The sequence below is a fragment of the Microbacterium gilvum genome, assembly GCF_039543865.1.
Taxonomy (GTDB): Bacteria; Actinomycetota; Actinomycetes; order Actinomycetales; family Microbacteriaceae; genus Microbacterium; species Microbacterium gilvum.
In genome coordinates this window covers 992,711-1,009,492 of sequence record NZ_BAABKO010000001.1, presented here as the reverse complement: position 1 = coordinate 1,009,492, position 16,782 = coordinate 992,711, and the positions used below count along the sequence as shown (strand labels likewise).

Sequence of the window (16,782 nt, the reverse complement as noted above, 5' to 3'; positions counted from 1 at the left end):
CCTCGCACGAGCGGACCCCTTATGACAGAGACGACATGAGGTCACACCGTGTCAATGACGCACACACTCCGGCGCTGGCGCAGAGCCGCCGTCGTCGGGCTCGCCGCCGCGGCGCTCGCGGTGAGCGGGTGCAGCATCCAGATCACGTCGCAGCCCGATCCCTCGATCGGCGACGACACGATGCTCATCAACGCCGACCACGGCAACCCGCTCTTCACGCGCACGTTCAACCCCTACCTCACGAATACGCGCACGGCGTCGCGGTGGATCTACGAGCCGCTCGTGCTCGTGAACCCGCTCGACGGCTCGCTCACCCCGTGGCTCGCCGCGTCGTGGGAGCAGCCCGACGCCGAGACCATCACGATGACCCTCCGCGACGACGTCGTCTGGAGCGACGGCGAGCCGTTCACCGCCGACGACGTCGCGTTCACGTTCGCGATGCTCCAGGCCACGCCCGCCAACGACATCTACGGCGCCTGGCAGCACCTCGCGAGCGTCGAGGCCGACGGAGACACGGTGACGTTCCGCCTCCAGGGCGAGGACGCCCCCGCGCTCTCGATCATCGGCAAGACCTTCATGGTCCCCGAGCACATCTGGGCCGAGGTCGACGACCCCGGCACCTGGCGCAACGAGGACCCGGTCGGCACGGGCCCGTTCGTGCTCGGCAACTACAACGACCAGCAGTACTCGATGGACAAGAACCCCTCGTACTGGCAGGCCGACTCGATCGAGATCGAGCACATCATCCTCCCCGCCACGAACACGCAGCTCGACACCGTGACGCGAGGGTACGACTGGGCGTACTCCTTCATCTCCGACGTCGAGGGCACGTGGGGCGCCGCGAGCGACAGCAACGAGTGGTGGTTCCCGCCCGTGGGCATCATCTCGCTCGTCCCCAACCTGGAGCAGGCGCCCTTCGACGACGTCGACGTGCGCCGAGGCATCGCGCTCGCGCTCGACCGCGACGAGATCGCCGAGACGGCGTCGGAGGGGTACATGGAGCCGGCAGGTCAGACCGGGCTCATCCTCCCCAACCAGGAGGAGTACCTCGACCCCTCCATCCCCGACCAGGGCGTCCTCGCGCAGGACCGAGACGCCGCGCTCGCGGCGTTCGCGGAGGCCGGGTACGCGCTCGAGGGCGACCGGCTGGTCGACGAGTCGGGGGAGCAACTCTCCTTCTCCCTGACGACGGCCAACGGCTACTCGGACTGGACGCGGGCGGCGCAGGCCGTGCAGCGCCAGCTCGCCGAGGTCGGCGTGGCGGTGTCGCTCGAGCTCCCGCAGCCCGCCGGGTACCAGAGCGCGATCGCGAACGGCGACTTCGAGATGGCGATCGGCGGCATGGGCAACGGCGAGGTCTACCAGTCGTTCAACAGCCTGCTCTCGAGCGACTTCTACGTGCCCAGCGGCGAGACGACGGCGAACAACTTCGAGCGCTTCCGCTCCGACGAGGCCGATGCGCTCCTCACGGAGTACCGCTCGACGGTCGATCCGGGTCGTCAGACCGAGATCATCCGCGAGCTGCAGAGCATCGTCTACGACGAGCTCCCCGTCATCGGCCTCTACTACGGCGGCAGCTGGGGGCTCTTCAGCGACGCCAAGTTCACCGGATGGCCGTCGGCCGACGACCCCTACATGATCCCCCAGAACTACGACTCCGCTCCGCTGGCGATCTTCCCGCGGCTCGAGCGGGTGGAGGAGGAGAAGTGACGTACCTGCTCCAGAAGCTCGGCCTGTTCGTCCTCACCCTGTGGGCGGCGATCACCCTGAACTTCTTCCTCCCGCGGCTCATGCCGGGTTCGCCCGCCGACGCCGCCATCGCGAAGCTGTCGCAGAACGGCCCCGTGTCGGAGGCGACCCGCGCGGCCATCGAGGCCCAGCTGGGCGTGCCGACGGGCTCGCTGTGGGATCAGTACGTGGCCTACCTGGGACAGGTCGCGACCCTCGACTTCGGCGTCTCGTACACGTTCTATCCGCAGACCGTGTCGAGCATGGTGTCGGCCGCGCTGCCGTACACGATCGGGCTCGTCGGCATCGTCACGATCCTCGCCTTCGTCGTCGGCACGCTCATCGGCGTGCTCGCCGCGTGGAAGCGGGGAACGTGGCTCGACTCGCTGCCGACCCTGTCCGGATCGTTCCTCAGCACGTTCCCGTACTTCTGGACGGCGCTGCTGCTCCTCTTCTTCCTCGGCTACGTGCTGCACTGGTTCCCGACGACGGGCGCCTACGCGGCCACGACGACGCCGGGCCTCACGTGGGAGTTCGTCTCGGATCTCGTCCGGCATGCGGCGCTGCCGGCGCTCACGATCCTCCTCACGTCGCTCGGCGGCTGGATCATCGGGATGCGCAACTCGATGATCAACACGCTGGGCGACGACTACGTCACCTTCGCCGAGGCGAACGGGCTCCGAGGCCGCACGATCGCGATCCGGTACGCCGCGCGCAACGCGATCCTGCCGAACCTCACGGGCTTCGGCCTCACCCTCGGCGGCGTCGTGGGCGGATCGATCCTCGTCGAGCAGGTGTTCGGCTACCCCGGCATCGGCTACCTGCTCTTCAACGCCGTGATCGGGCAGGACTACCCGCTCATGCAGGCGCTCTTCCTGATGATCACCGTGAGCGTGCTCATCGCCAACTTCCTCGTCGACATCCTGTACGGCGTGCTGGACCCAAGGACCCGCCGATGACCTCCACCATGAACGTCAAGACGCCCCCGAGCCCCATCGCCGTCCCGAGCCGCTGGCGCTCGCTCGGCCGCATGGTCGCGACGCTGTGGGGCAACGGCAAGGCGCGGATCGGGCTGTGCATCCTCGGCGTGTTCGTGCTCGCCGCCGTCTTCGCGCCCGTGCTCGCACCGTACGGCCCGAAGGACAACGGGTTCGAGCGCAACGCCGACGCCTCGTGGGAGCACTGGCTCGGCACGACGGCGGCGGGCGAGGACGTCCTCAGCCAGCTCCTCTACGGCGCGCAGATCAGCCTCGTCGTCGGGTTCGCCGCGGGCATCCTCTCGACGATCGTCGCCGTGCTCATCGGCCTCAGCTGGGGCTACCTGCGCGGCTTCGCCTCGGAGGCCGTCGGCTTCGTCGTCAACCTCTTCCTCGTGATCCCCGGCCTCCCGCTCATGATCGTCATCGCGGCGTACCTGCAGAACGGCGGCATGCTCATGATCATCGCCGTCATCGTCGTGACCGGATGGGCGTGGGGTGCGCGCGTGCTGCGCAGCCAGACCCAGTCGCTGCGCGGCCGAGACTTCGTCGCCTCGGCGCAGTTCTCCGGGGACGGGCCGGCGCGCATCGTGTTCCGGGAGATCCTGCCCAACATGACGTCGATCATCGCCGGGACGCTGTTCGGCGCCGCGACGGCGGCCATCCTCGCGGAAGCCGGCCTGGAGTTCCTGGGGCTCGGCGACTCGTCGATCGTCAGCTGGGGGACGATGCTCTACTGGGCACAGAACTCCAACTCCCTCCTCACCGGCCAGTGGCTGCTCCTGTTCGCGCCCGGCCTCTGCATCGCCCTCCTCGCCCTGAGCCTCACGCTCATCAACTTCGGCGTCGACGGCATCTCGAATCCGCGTCTGCGGGAAGGAAAGGGGCGATGAGCATGGACGATCGCGAGATCCTGCTGGATGTCCAGGGACTGTCAGTCGAGTACGCGTCGCCGGGCGCGACCCCCGTCACGGCGGTCGACGACGTGTCGTTCACCCTGCGCCGCGGCGAGTTCGTCGGGCTCGTCGGCGAGTCGGGCTCGGGCAAGTCGACGCTCGGCTTCGCGCTCACCCGCCTGCAGAAGCCGCCGGCGCGCATCAGCGGGGGGCGCATCCTCTTCGGAGGCCGCGACATCCGGGAGCTCGGGGCGGAGGAGCTGCGCCGACAGCGCCAGGGCGGCTTCGCGATGGTGCTGCAGTCCGGCATGAACGCCCTGAACCCCGTCCGCACGGTGCGGAACCACTTCCTCGACGTCTTCGCCGCGCACGAGCATGTCGCGGGGGCCGCCCGCGAGGCCCGCGCCCGCGAGCTCGTCGAGAAGGTGGGGCTGAAGCCCGAGGTGCTCGACCGGTACCCCGGCGAGCTGTCGGGCGGCATGCGCCAGCGCGCCTCCATCGCGATCGCGCTGTCGCTCGAGCCGCAGCTCATGGTGTTCGACGAGCCGACGACGGCCCTCGACGTCCTCGTGCAGCACGCCGTGATGGACACCATCCAGGCGCTGCAGCGGGCAGAGGACTTCACGGCGATCCTCATCAGCCACGACCTCGGCATCGTCCTGGAGGCGACCGACCGCGTCATGGTCATGCACGAGGGGCGCATCGTCGAGGACGCGCCGAGCCGCGACATCCTCGAGCGGCCGCAGGACGCGTACACGCGCATGCTGCTGAGCCACTACGCCGACCCGCGTGCCGAGCGCATCGTGATCCCCGGCTTCGTCGACGCCGGCTCCCGGCGCGCGGAGGGCGCCGCCCGCGCCGATCTGACCGAGACCGTGCCGACCGTCGCGAAGCGCGACGCCCGCCGCGCCGACGCCGCCATCGTCGTCGAGGGCGCGTCGAAGACGTATCCCGCGCCGCGCCGCGGACAGGATGCCGTGACGGCCGTCGACGACGTGTCGTTCCGCCTCGAGCCGGGGGAGTCGCTCGCGCTCGTGGGCGCATCGGGATCGGGCAAGTCGACGCTCGCGAAGCTCATCACGGGCGTCGAGAAGCCGACGTCCGGCTCCATCCGGTTCGGCGACGTCGACGTGCCGTCGCTGCGCCGGCGGGGGCTCCGCGATCTGCGCAAGGACGTGCAGATGGTGTTCCAGGATCCGTACGCGGCGCTCAACCCGCTGCACACGGTGGAGTACACGCTGACCCGGCCCGTCGTGAACTACACGGGGCTGCGCGGCCGGGACGCCCGCGCGCGCGTTCTCGAGCTGCTCGACACCGTGGGCCTGTCGCCCGTCGAGCAGTTCGCGTCGAAGCTCCCGCACCAGCTCTCCGGCGGCCAGCGCCAGCGCGTCGTGATCGCCCGGGCGCTCGCGAGCGACCCGCAGGTGCTCATCGCCGACGAGCCCGTGTCGATGCTCGACGTCTCGCTGCGCGCGGGCGTGCTCGCCCTGCTGGAGGACCTCCGCGAGCGGTGGGGCATCAGCATGCTCTACATCACGCACGATCTGCTCAGCGCCCGGCTCGTCACCGAGAACATCCTCGTCCTCAACCGCGGGCGCGTCGTCGAGCGCGGCGAGACCGCCCACGTGCTGCAGCACCCCGAGGACCCGTACACGGTCGGCCTCCTGGACGCCGTGCCGAACCCCGCCCGCGCGCGCTGAGCGCGGGCGGCCATCCGAAACGACCAGCGAGAGGAGCATCCGTGCTCTCATTCCCCGAAGGCTTTCTCTGGGGCGCCGCCACGGCGGCGCACCAGGTGGAGGGGAACAACATCGGCAGCAACTGGTGGGTCATGGAGCACGCTCCGGGATCCGCCATGGTGGAGCCCTCGGGCGACGCCGCCGATCACTACCACCGCTATCCCGAGGACATGCGCCTCCTCGCGGAGGCCGGGCTGAACTCCTACCGGTTCTCGATCGAGTGGGCGCGCATCGAGCCCGAGCGCGGCTTCGTCTCGCGCGCCGCCCTCGACCACTACCGGCGGATGATCGACACCGCCCGGGAGACGGGGCTCGACCCGACCGTCACGCTCATGCACTTCACGGTGCCGCGGTGGTTCCAGGACGACGGCTTCTGGCGGGCGCCCGACGCCGTGGACCTGTTCGCCCGCTACACCGAGACGGTGCTGCCGCTGCTCGAGGGCGTGCGGTACGTGTGCACGATCAACGAGCCGAACATCGCGGCGATGCTCGCAGGCGGAGAGGACGCGGCGAACCTCGTGGCGTACGGCCTGCCCAACCCCGATCTCGCGGTGGCCGACACCCTGCTCGCCTCGCACCGTCGTGCGAGCGAGATCCTGCACTCCGTTCCCGGTGTGCAGGCGGGATGGACGATCGCGACGCAGGCCTTCCATTCGACGGGCGAGCCGGGCGCCGACGAGAAGCTCGTCGAGTACGGACATCCGCGCGACTTCTGGTACCTCGAGCAGTCGGCGGGCGACGACTTCGTCGGCGTGCAGGCGTACACGCGCACGTTCATCGGCCCGGAGGGCCCGCGGCCCGTGGCCGACGGCGTCGAGACGACGCTCACGGGGTGGGAGTTCTTCCCCGAGGCGCTCGAGCTCGGCGTGCGGTCGGCGTGGGAGCTCTCGGGCGGGACGCCCGTGCTCGTGACGGAGAACGGGATCGCCACGTCCGACGACACGCGGCGCATCGCGTACACGCGCGGCGCGCTGGAGGGCCTGCACAGGGCGATCTCCGATGGGATCGACGTGCGCGCGTACCAGCACTGGAGCGCGCTCGACAACTACGAGTGGGCGAGCGGCTACCGGCCCACGTTCGGGCTCATCGCATTCGACCGCGAGACGTTCGCGCGCACCCCGAAGCCGAGCCTCGCGTGGCTCGGCGAGGTCGCGCGCCGGGGCGGCCTCGACGGCTGAGCGGATATCGGGGCGAAGGCGGGAGCTGCGGCTCCCGCCTTCGCCGCATCTGTGGTTAAATCGTTTCATACAAAACCCGAGCGATCGCTAGGAATTGATCGCGCGGGCTCGGCGCCGCTGCTGCTGCGGGCCGTGAGACGCACCGCAGGAGGACGACGATGTCGCAGACCACCCCCGCCCGAGTGGCCGAGCTCCGGGCAGGCGGCCGCGGCGCGCCGCGGTACGCGGGCGACGCCCGTCCCGCGCTGACGTGGCGCGTCGAGACGGCCGCGCCGCGCTGGCGGCAGGCATCCGCCGTGCTCGAGCTGCGGCGCGGCGACGTCGTCGAGCGGCATGAGATCGCGGGCGGCGAGAGCGCGTCGGTCGCCTGGCCCTGGGCGCCGCTGACGGCCTACGAGACGGCGCACGTGCGCGTCGCGCCGACCGGGGTCGACGGCGAGCCCGTGCCCGCGAGCGACTGGCTCGCCGTGGAGGCGGGGCCCCTCGTCCCCGCCGACTGGACCGCGGCGTTCATCGCGGCCGCCGACGACGACTCGTCGGACGCCGCGCCCCCCGCCACCGTGCGCGACGGCGCGACCCCCGACGAGGTGCGCGAGAGCCTGCGGGCGGATGGCCCCGCGCGCCGCGTGAGCCGCTTCCGTCGCGATGTCGCGATCTCCCGTCCCGTCGCCCGGGCGCTGCTGTCGTACACGGCGCACGGCGTGGTCGAGCTGCGCATCGACGACGACGTGGTCTCCGACGATCTCCTCGCGCCGGGGTGGACGGCGTACCGCGATCGCCTCCTCTTCTCCACCGCCGACGTCACGGACCGGCTCGGCGAGGGGACCCACGCCATCGGCGCGTGGGTCGCGCCGGGGTGGTACGGGGAGTACTTCGGGTTCGACGGCGACTTCCTCCGGACCTGGCACGGACCGCGCGCGCTCTCCGTGCAGCTCCGCATCGAGTACGCGGACGGGTCCGTGGAGACCCTCGTCACCGACGGGTCCTGGCAGGCGACCACGGCCGGCCCCGTCCGCTTCGCGAGCATCTACCAGGGGGAGCGGTACGACGCCCGCCTCGCCGACACGGGCCTCGCACCGGCCGCCGCGCTGCCGCATGCGGCCCCCGCGGTCGTCGTCGAGGCCGACCCCGCGCGGCTCCGGCCGGCGGCGCTCCCTCCCGTGCGCGTGACGGGGACCATCCCCGTCGCACAGGTCGTGCGCAGCGCCTCCGGGGAGGCCATCCTCGACTTCGGCCAGAACCTCGTCGGCCGTCTCCGCATCCGGATCAGGGGAGAGGAGGGCGCGGTGGTCGCGCTCCGTCACGCCGAGGTGCTCGAGCAGGACGAGCTCGGGGTCCGTCCGCTGCGGTTCGCGGACGCGGCGGACGAGTACGTCGTCGCGGGCGTCGGCGAGGAGGAGTGGGCGCCCCGCTTCACGTTCCACGGATTCCGGTACGCGCAGATCACGGGTGTCGCCGAGGGCGACGTCGAGGTCGTCGCCGAGGTCCTGCACACCGACCTCGTCCGGACCGGCTGGCTGTCGACCGACGTGCCCGACATCGACCGGCTGCACGAGAACGTCGTCTGGGGCACGCGCGGCAACGTCGTGTCGCTGCCCACCGACTGCCCGCAGCGCGACGAGCGGCTCGGCTGGACGGGCGACATCCAGGTGTTCGCTCCGACCGCCGGCTACCTCTTCGACACGCAGGCGTTCCTGTCGTCGTGGATGGAGGACGTCGCCGCCGACCAGGCGCGCATCGGCGGGATCGGCCCGCTGTACTCGCCGCTCATCGACCAGAACCTCTTCCCGCCGTCGCCCATGGCCGCGTGGAGCGATGTCACGACGGTGGTGCCGAGCGTGCTGCACCGGCAGTTCGCCGACCTCGCCGTGCTCGAGCGCCAGTACCCGAGCATGCGCGCGTGGGTCGACGTCGTGCGCGGCGAGTGCGTGGACGGGCTGTGGGAGAAGGGCATGCAGCTCGCCGACTGGCTCGACCCGACGGCTCCGCCGGACCGCCCCTTCGAGGCGAAGACCGACCCGTACCTCGTCGCGACCGCCTACGCCCACCTGTCGGCGCGCCTCGTCTCCGAGGCGGCCGCCCTCCTCGGCCGCGACGACGACGCCGCCGTGTACGGCGACTTCGCCGACGAGGTGCGCGCCGCCTTCCAGCGCGCGTACGTGACGCCCGCGGGCCGGATGATGTCGGACGCGCAGACGGCGTACGCCGTGGCGATCGTGTTCGGCCTCCTGCCCGAGGAGCTCGTTCCCGCGGCAGGCGACCGGCTGGCCTCGATCGTGGAGCGAGGCGGGCATCGCATCGGCACCGGCTTCGTCGGCACGCCGATCGTGAGCGACGCGCTCACGATCTCGGGTCACCGCGCCACGGCACAGCGCATGCTGCAGACGCGGGAGCTGCCGAGCTGGCTTTACCCCGTGTCGATGGGCGCCACGACCATCTGGGAGCGCTGGGACTCGATGCTTCCGGACGGCTCCATCAACCCCGGCGAGATGACGTCCTTCAACCACTACGCGCTCGGCGCCGTCGCCGACTGGCTGCACCGCGACGTCGGCGGCATCGCGCCGCTCGCGCCCGGATACCGCCGCGTGCTGGTCCGTCCGCGCGCGGGGCTCGTGTCGCGTGCGGACGCGCGCTTCGACTCGGTCTACGGCGAGATCCGCGTGTCCTGGCACGCCGCCGAGTCCGACCCGACGGAGGCCAGCCCGCTGGAGGCCGTCGTCGTCGTCCCGCCCAACGTCGTCGCCGTCGTCGACCTGCCGGGACGCGACCCGGTCGAGGTCGGCTCCGGCACCCACCGCTTCACCCGATAACCCGTTCGAAGGAGAACTCCCCGTGAGCTCACCCCGCTCCACCACCCGCCACGCCTGGTGGGTCGCCTTCCTCGCCGGCATGGTCTCGTACCTCGACGCCGGTGCCATCGTCTCGACCGGCACGGCCCTCGTGCTCTACGGCCAGGCGTTCGGCTTCGGCATCGAGACGATCGCCCCGCTCTCCTCGCTGCTGACCTTCTCGATCGCCGCGGGAGCCGTCGTCGGAGGTGTCGTCGGCGACCGCATCGGCCGCAAGCGCACCTTCCTCGCGACGCTGTCGCTGTTCGTCGTCGGCGCCGCGATCCTCGCCTTCTCGCCCGGCATCGCGTGGCTCTACCTGGGCATCGTGCTCCTCGGATTCGCCGCGGGCGCCGACCTCCCCGTCTCGCTCGCGATGGTCGCCGAGGCGGCGACGGACGATAACCGCGGCAAGCTGATCTCGTTTTCGCACTTCCTGTGGATGGCCGGCGTCATCGCCGTCTTCCTGCTCGGCACCGTCATCGGGGGACTCGGCGAGCTCGGCGCGCGCATCCTGTACGGGCACCTCGTCGTCGTCGGCCTCGTCGTCCTGGTGCTGCGCATGCGCCTGCCGGAGTCGCAGGCGTGGAAGACGACCACGACGCTCGTCGCCGTCGAGGGCGCTCCGCGCGCGCGGGAGCTCCTGAAGCCGCGCTACCTCGCGGCGCTCGTGGCGACGGCGCTGTTCTACTCGCTCGTCAACATCGCCGCGAACATCAACGGCCAGTTCGGCAGCTACCTCTACGTCGAGGTCGCGGGGGTCTCCGTCTCGACGTCGTCGGCCATCAGCCTCGGGATCGTGCTCGTGAGCATGGCGGCGGTGTTCTTCATGATGCGCGTCGTCGACGGCCCTCGGCGCATGGTCTGGTTCGCCGTCATGGCGGCCGTGAGCCTCGTGGCGTTCCTCCTCCCGGCCACCCTGGGCGTGACGGTCGTCACGCTCATGGTGTTCGGGGTGCTGTACTCGATCGCGGGCGCCGTCGCCGGCGAGCCCATGTACAAGGTGTGGTCGCAGGAGCTCTTCCCGACGTCGCACCGTGCGACCGCGCAGGGCATCACGATCGCGTTCACGCGGGTCGTGGCGGGCGTCGTGGGACTGTGGATCCCGTCGCTCATCGCCTTCGGCGCCTCGGCGATCTTCTTCCTCATGGCCGCGACGAGCCTCGTCGCCTTCCTCATCGGCATCCTCTGGATCGCCCGCATGCCGAAGGCGACGGACGACGACCCAGCGCTCCGGCCCGCCTACGACGGCTTCGATCCGTTCGTCGACACCGACACCGACGCCGCAGCCACGCAGCGCTGAGCGCCTGACACGGGACCCCCGGAGCGGATGCTCCGGGGGTCCCGTGCATGCGGCTCAGACCCAGCTCGCCATCCAGTTGTGGAGCTGCCACAGCGGATACGGCTCCATGATCCCGACCGCGAGCGGGAGGTAGAACGCCGCGCTCGCGAGCGCGACGGCGAGGAACACGGCGATCGCGATGCGCCAGGCGCGCTGCGCGCGGGCGGCGTGCCGCTCGGCGAAGGCGACCTCGACGGGGGTGGGATCGGCGAGGAGCTGCGGGTCGCGGGCACGGGCGAGATGCTGCAGGGCCATCGCGAGCGCGAGCACGACGAACGGCAGCATGACGACCGTGTAGAACTGGAACACCGTGCGCTCGGGGTACAGCAGCCAGGGCACGTACGTCACGGCGAGGCCGGCCAGCGGCAGGGCGTAGCGTGCGCGCCGCGTGCGGATGAGCAGCCAGACGAGGTACAGCGCTGCCGCGCAGCCCGCGTACCACACGACGGGGTTCGGGATGCTCGAGATGACGCCGATGCAGTCGTCGGACCATCCGCAGGTCGTCGTCCCGGCCTCGGGCCGCGAGAGCCACATGGCCGTCGGGCGCAGGAGGAGCGGCCACTGCCACGCGGGGCTGGCGTACGGATGGCCCGAGCTCAGGCCCACGTGGAAGCCGTAGACGGCCTGGTGGTACGTCCACAGCGCGACGAGCGGGCTCGGGTCGCTGGATCGGTCGTACCCGCCGGTCGTGAGGAGCCAGCCCGACCACGACAGCAGGTACACCACGAGCGCCACGGGCACGAGCAGGAGGAAGGTGGCGGGGCCCTGCCGTAGGATGGCCGAGAAGTACCACTCCCGCACTCCCGCCCGCCTCCGCCAGAGCGCGTCGACGACGACGAGCCCGACGCCCACTCCCGCGAGCACGTACAGTCCCGACCACTTCACCGCGCTCGCCGCGCCGAACGCGGCGCCCGCGGCGAGCAGCCACGGCCGCGTCCACACGACGGGCCCCCACACCGACGTCTGATCGCCCAGCACGCGGTCGCGCGTGTCGTGCCAGTCGAGGATGACGAACCAGAACCCCAGCAGCACGAAGAGCGCGAGGATCCCGTCCAGCAGCGCGACGCGCGACATCGAGATCGCGAGGGAGTCGACGGCGAGCAGCAGCCCGGCGATGCCGGCCGTCGCGATCGAGCCCGTGAGACGCCGCGCGACGGCGTACAGCAGCGGCACGAGCAGCGTTCCGACGACCGCCGTCCCGATCCGCCAGCCCCACCCGGAGTCGGCGCCGAAGAGCACCATCCCCAGCGCGATGATCCACTTGCCGAGCGGGGGGTGCACGACGAACGACGCCTCGGTCGTGTAGACGTCGGCGTCTCCCGCGACGAAGCTCGCGTTGGCGTCGTCCGGCCACTGCGACTCGTACCCCAGGTTCAGGAGCGTCCACGCGTCCTTGACGTAGTACGTCTCGTCGAAGACGAGCTCGTGCGGATGGCCCAGCCCGATGATGCGCAGGAGACCGGCGAGCACCGTGAGCGCGACGGGCACGAGCCAGGGGGACCGGCGCCGGATCGCCATGAGGAGCCTGTCTCGGGCCGGGAGCTCGGGCAGCGCGTGCGTCACATGCCCAGCGTAGTGCGCGCCGTGGCGCGCTCCCCGTGGCGCCTCGCGGCCGACTCCTCGCCCGCTGACACGCCTCGTCCAGCCCGATCTCCTACCGTGAGGGGATGGCCTATTCCGCGCATCGCCCTGGGCGCTTCGACTCGCAGGGGCGGATCATCCTCCGCGACGACGACCCCGAGGCGTCGGACGTCGGCGGAGACGAGCCCCGGTACCACGAGCGGCGCTACACGCCGGCGGGTGCGGAGGACGACACGGAGACCGCGCCGATCGAGGCGGAGCCCCTCGCGACCGAGCCGCTCGCGACGGAGCCCCTCGCGACCGAGCCCCTCGCGACGGAGCCGTTCGCGACGGAGCCGTTCGCGACGGAGCAGCCCCTCGCGACCGGGCGTCGCGCAAGCGAGCCGGACGACGCCGCATCGATCGCGCCGGAGGCGATCGGAGCCGGGACGTCCGTCGCGGAGCAGCCCGAGGCCGGACATGCTCGACCGGGGAGGGGGCGGCGCACGCGGCGCCAGGCCGGTGCGCAAGGTTCGCGCCTGCGGCGGCTCGCGATCCTCGGAGGGGCCGACGGGCACGTGCTCGACATCGTGCCGACCGAGACGCCGCGGTTCGTGCAGATGTTCTTCGTCCTGCTCGGCACGGCCCTCGTCTCGGCGCTCTCGATGCTCTTCGCCCTCACGACGGGCGTGCAGGTCGCCGTGTGGCTCGCCATCCCGCTCGCGATCGTGTGGGCCGGCATCATCTTCAACCTCGACCGGTTCCTCACCTCGACGATGTCGTCCACGCGCAGCGTCATCAAGCTCATCGGGCTGGCTGCGCCCCGCGTCGTGATGGCGCTCATCATCGGCGTCATCGTCGCGGAGCCGATCGTGCTCCAGGCCTTCCACAACGACATCGCGCAGGAGGTGGCCGCCACCAACATCGCCTCCGCGCAGGAGGACCAGGCGGCCCTCGACTCCGGCCCCGAGAAGCAGGCGCTCGACGAGGCCACCGCGAACCTCGCCGCATTGCAGAACCAGGCGGCCACCGGCATCGTCACGGGCACCGACTCGACGTCGGCCTCGGTCTCGGCCGCCCAGAGCACGGTCGACGCCCTCACCGAGAAGCTCGCCGCGCAGCAGACCGTGATCGACGAGGCGCGCGCCCTGTACCAGTGCGAGCTCGACGGCACGGGATCGGGCGAGGTCGCCGGCTGCACGGGCGTCACGGGTGAGGGCGCGAGCTCCGACGCCGCACAGGCGCAGCTCGCGGCCGCGCAGGCGACGTACGACGACCTCGCCGCGCAGCTGCGCGAGGCCAACGAGGCGCTCGCCGAGACAGAGTCAGCCGCCGCGACCCAGACCGCCACCTCCGAGTCGGCGAACCGCCAGTCCGCCGAGGACCAGCTCCCCGCCGCACAGGCCGCGTACGACACCGCGCTCGCGGCGTACAACGCCCGCGCCGCCTCGGTCGCCGAGACGAACGCGGGCGCCATCGGACTGCTGAGCCAGATCACGGGCCTGCAGGCGCTCGGCGAGCGCGAGCCGGCCATCCGCATCGCGCACCTGCTCATCGCGGCGCTCTTCCTCATGGTCGAGTTGCTCCCCGTCATCGTGAAGGTGCTCACGAGCTTCGGCGACCCCAGCCTCTACGAGAAGGCCGCGGCCATCCGGAAGCAGGTCGCCCTCGACCGCGTCAACTCCGACGGCTTCCGCGACCGCGCCGACATCCTCGCGGGCTCGCGCACCTAGGCTGTCGGGGTGATCATCCTCGCGGCGACCCCCATCGGCAACCTCGGCGACGCTTCCCGCCGGCTCGTCGAGCTGCTCGAGGGCGCGACGGTCGTCGCCGCGGAGGACACCCGCACGACCCAGCGCCTGCTGGCGGCGCTCGGCATCGCCAACCGGCCGCGGCTCATCGCACTGCACGACCACAACGAGCGGCAGAAGGCCGCCGAGCTCGTGGACCTCGCCAGGGACGCCGACCTCGTCGTCCTCACGGACGCCGGCATGCCGACCGTGAGCGACCCCGGCTACGGGCTCGTGCAGACGGCGGCGGCCGCGGGCGTCGACGTGACGGTCGTGCCAGGGCCGTCCGCAGTGCTCACGGCGCTCGCCGTCTCCGGTCTGCCGACCGACCGCTTCACCTTCGAGGGCTTCGTCGCGCGCAAGCCGGGGGAGCGTCGCCGCGCGCTCACAGCGCTCGCGGCCGAGCCGCGCACCATGGTGTTCTTCGAGGCGCCGACGCGCGTCGCGCAGACGCTCGCCGACATGGCGGACGCGTTCGGCGCCGACCGGCGAGCCGTCGTCGCCCGCGAGCTCACGAAGCTGCACGAGGAGGTCGCGCGCGGCACGCTCGCCGAGCTCGTCGGATGGGCCGACGCTGGCGTGCGCGGTGAGCTCGTCGTCGTCGTGGCGGGAGCCGATCGCCGCGAGGTGCCGCTGGAGGACGCCGTCCGGCAGGTGCTGTCGCTCGTCGCATCCGGCGGCCGCCTCAAGGAGGCGGCCGCCGAGGTGGCGACGGCGACCGGGCGCTCGTCGCGCGAGCTCTACCAGGCCGCGCTCGCCGCCCGCTGACCCGGGTCAGCCGACCTTCACGAGGCGCACCTCGTCGACCGTCCCCCAGGCTCCGGACGACAGGTCCCATTCGACCGACACCGTGACGGCCTGACCGCGCTTCACGCGCACGGCGTCGGTCGTCCGCGTCGCATAGGCGCGCCATCCGTCGAACGGGAGGGCCGTGGCCGCCGTGCGGGTCTGCGCCGCGACGGCGTTCGCCGACGCCTGCGGCGGAAGGTGCGCGGGCGATGCGGTCACCCGCAGCGTCGCGGAATCGCCCGCCTGCACGGCTCCGCCCTGCGAGGTCGCGACGGCGACGTACGAGCCGGGTGCGAGGCCCGTGACCGTCTGCGTCGCCGACCCCGCGAAGTCGCGGTCGAGCCAGACGTGCAGCGCGTCCGTCCCCGCGGAGGCGTCCGCCTGCCAGCCGATCGACCCGCCGTCGCCGACGAGCGTCCACAGAGCGGCGTCCGCGCCCTCGAACCCGCCTCCGGGCAGGTGCGAGCGGGGCCTCACCTCCACGGTCGCCGTCGTCGCGAGCCCCGCCGTCGTGGTGCCGGCCACGGTGTGCACGCCGACCGCCGTCAGGTCGGCGTCCTCCCACGCCACAGCCTGCCGCTCGACGGAGCCGTCGCTGTACCCGACCGCCACCGTCGCGGGGAGCGCGACGGCGTCGCCCTCGTCGGCGACGAGCGAGACCTGCTCCACCGTCGTGACGGTGCGCGGACCCTCTGCGCCCGTGCGCACGTACTCGAACACGCGCAGCGACGGCAACGGCGTGCCGTCGAACGCGAACAGCGCCTGATTGTCGACGGCCGATCCGCCGAACCACGCTCCCGCGTCGTGCGGGTCGTACTCCGCGGCGTAGCTCGACGCCCAGCCCGACCCGAACTCCTCCCACAGCAGCCGGTTGGCCGCGACCGCCTCAGCGGGACCCACGGGCAGCCACGCCGGCTCCCACGAGAAGACCCCGATGCCGGCGGCGCCGACGTCGCGGACGGCCTGCACCACATCGCGGAAGGCATCGGCCTGGCCCTGCGGGCTGACCGCGTACGCCGTCGCCTCCGAGGCGAGGTCGATCGTGTTGCCGTGGCCGTCGCCGTCCTCGAGCGTGCGGGCCCAGCTCGTCTCGGCGACGACGACCTGCTTGTCGTACGTCTGCGCCACCTGCGTCAGCGCCGCCGTGAGGTTCCCGATCGTGCCGTGCCAGTAGGGGTAGTACGACGACGCGAACACGTCGTAGTCCACTCCGCGAGCGTCGAGCGCCGCAGCGTACGAGGCGTACCTGCCCGCCGTCTCGGGGTTCGTGAAGTGCAGCGCGACGAGCGCATCCGGCAGCGTCTCGCGCACGGCGGCGGAACCTGCCCGGAACACCGCGGCCATCCCGTCCCAGCCCGAGACGCCTGCGACGCCGTTGTTCGTCTCGTTGCCCACCTGCACCATCCGCACGTCGACGCCCGCCGCCGCGAAGCGGGAGAGGGCGTCGGCCGTGAAGTCGTGCACGGCCTCGGCCGTCTCGGCGACCGTGAACCCCTCCCACGCCTTGGGCGCCTGCTGCTTGCCCGGGTCGGCCCAGAAGTCGGAGTAGTGGAAGTCGACGACGACGCCCATGCCGGCGGCGTCGGCGCGCTCGCCGATCTCGAGCGCCCGGTCCACGTCGACGTCGCCGCCGCCGTAGCCGTTCCCGGCCGCGTCGAAGGGATCGTTCCAGACGCGCACCCGCACATCGGTGACGCCGTGGTCGGCGAGCACCGCGAAGAGATCGGCCGGCTGCCCGGCGTCGTCGCGGAAGACGACGCCCGACTCCTCGAGCGACAGCACGGACGACACGTCGACGCCGAGCATGAAGTCGTCGCCGAGGCCCGCCACGGGGGCGACGGTGATGCCGGGCGTCTCGGCGGCGTGCGCCGGGGGTGCGACCGCGACGACGGCGGCGACGGCGGCGGCCGCGGCGATCAGTGGGCGGATGGACATGGGCACTCCTTCGTGCGGGG

Annotated in this window: 11 protein-coding genes; 9 read left to right on the top strand and 2 right to left on the bottom strand. The window is 71.9% G+C overall.

Going from position 1 to position 16,782, the window contains the following annotated elements:
* Positions 1-54 precede the first annotated feature (54 nt).
* From ABD998_RS05065 to ABD998_RS05035, 7 genes are all read left to right on the top strand, one after another.
* A complete protein-coding gene (locus ABD998_RS05065; protein WP_345436561.1) occupies positions 55-1,710 on the top strand; it encodes an ABC transporter substrate-binding protein in 1,656 nt (551 codons plus the stop codon).
* The gene (locus ABD998_RS05060; RefSeq protein WP_345436558.1) at positions 1,707-2,687 is read left to right on the top strand and encodes an ABC transporter permease; all 981 of its coding nucleotides are present in this window, start codon (positions 1,707-1,709) and stop codon (positions 2,685-2,687) included. Before ABD998_RS05065 ends, ABD998_RS05060 begins: the two co-directional genes overlap by 4 nt.
* Entirely contained in the window at positions 2,684-3,598 is a 915-nt protein-coding gene (locus tag ABD998_RS05055; RefSeq protein ID WP_345436556.1) for an ABC transporter permease, read from the top strand. The genes ABD998_RS05060 and ABD998_RS05055 overlap by 4 nt, the downstream gene beginning before the upstream one ends.
* Positions 3,599-3,600: 2 nt before the next feature.
* Entirely contained in the window at positions 3,601-5,301 is a 1,701-nt protein-coding gene (locus ABD998_RS05050) for an ABC transporter ATP-binding protein (protein ID WP_345436936.1), read from the top strand.
* Positions 5,302-5,342: 41 nt separating this feature from the next.
* The gene (locus ABD998_RS05045) at positions 5,343-6,518 is read left to right on the top strand and encodes a glycoside hydrolase family 1 protein (RefSeq protein ID WP_345436554.1); all 1,176 of its coding nucleotides are present in this window, start codon (positions 5,343-5,345) and stop codon (positions 6,516-6,518) included.
* A gap of 158 nt (positions 6,519-6,676) precedes the next feature.
* Complete coding sequence (locus ABD998_RS05040; protein WP_345436552.1) at positions 6,677-9,328, top strand: family 78 glycoside hydrolase catalytic domain; 2,652 nt, start codon at positions 6,677-6,679, stop codon at positions 9,326-9,328.
* 22 nt (positions 9,329-9,350) lie between these two features.
* Positions 9,351-10,649, top strand: a complete 1,299-nt coding sequence (locus ABD998_RS05035) for an MFS transporter (RefSeq protein ID WP_345436550.1) — start codon at positions 9,351-9,353, stop codon at positions 10,647-10,649.
* Positions 10,650-10,703: 54 nt separating this feature from the next.
* Here ABD998_RS05035 and ABD998_RS05030 read toward each other — a convergent pair whose 3' ends face one another.
* Complete coding sequence (locus ABD998_RS05030; protein WP_345436548.1) at positions 10,704-12,251, bottom strand: dolichyl-phosphate-mannose--protein mannosyltransferase; 1,548 nt, start codon at positions 12,249-12,251, stop codon at positions 10,704-10,706.
* Positions 12,252-12,355: 104 nt separating this feature from the next.
* Here ABD998_RS05030 and ABD998_RS05025 point away from each other — a divergent pair, with 104 nt between their 5' ends.
* Positions 12,356-13,981: a DUF4407 domain-containing protein gene (locus ABD998_RS05025; protein WP_345436546.1), complete on the top strand. Its 1,626-nt coding sequence runs from the start codon at positions 12,356-12,358 to the stop codon at positions 13,979-13,981.
* A 9-nt stretch (positions 13,982-13,990) separates the two neighbouring features.
* Positions 13,991-14,806, top strand: a complete 816-nt coding sequence (rsmI, locus tag ABD998_RS05020) for a 16S rRNA (cytidine(1402)-2'-O)-methyltransferase (RefSeq protein WP_345436544.1) — start codon at positions 13,991-13,993, stop codon at positions 14,804-14,806.
* A gap of 6 nt (positions 14,807-14,812) precedes the next feature.
* Here rsmI and ABD998_RS05015 read toward each other — a convergent pair whose 3' ends face one another.
* Entirely contained in the window at positions 14,813-16,762 is a 1,950-nt protein-coding gene (locus ABD998_RS05015; RefSeq protein WP_345436542.1) for a glycosyl hydrolase 53 family protein, read from the bottom strand.
* Positions 16,763-16,782 lie beyond the last annotated feature (20 nt).

What these genes read in the sequence shown, in the direction of transcription:
- ABD998_RS05050 (WP_345436936.1), top strand. Translation starts at nt 3,601, where the DNA reads ATGGACGATCGCGAGATCCTGCTGGATGTCCAGGGACTGTCAGTCGAG.
- ABD998_RS05040 (WP_345436552.1), top strand. Translation starts at nt 6,677, where the DNA reads ATGTCGCAGACCACCCCCGCCCGAGTGGCCGAGCTCCGGGCAGGCGGC.
- ABD998_RS05055 (WP_345436556.1), top strand. Translation starts at nt 2,684, where the DNA reads ATGACCTCCACCATGAACGTCAAGACGCCCCCGAGCCCCATCGCCGTC.
- ABD998_RS05015 (WP_345436542.1), bottom strand. Translation starts at nt 16,762, where the DNA reads ATGTCCATCCGCCCACTGATCGCCGCGGCCGCCGCCGTCGCCGCCGTC.
- ABD998_RS05065 (WP_345436561.1), top strand. Translation starts at nt 55, where the DNA reads ATGACGCACACACTCCGGCGCTGGCGCAGAGCCGCCGTCGTCGGGCTC.
- ABD998_RS05025 (WP_345436546.1), top strand. Translation starts at nt 12,356, where the DNA reads ATGGCCTATTCCGCGCATCGCCCTGGGCGCTTCGACTCGCAGGGGCGG.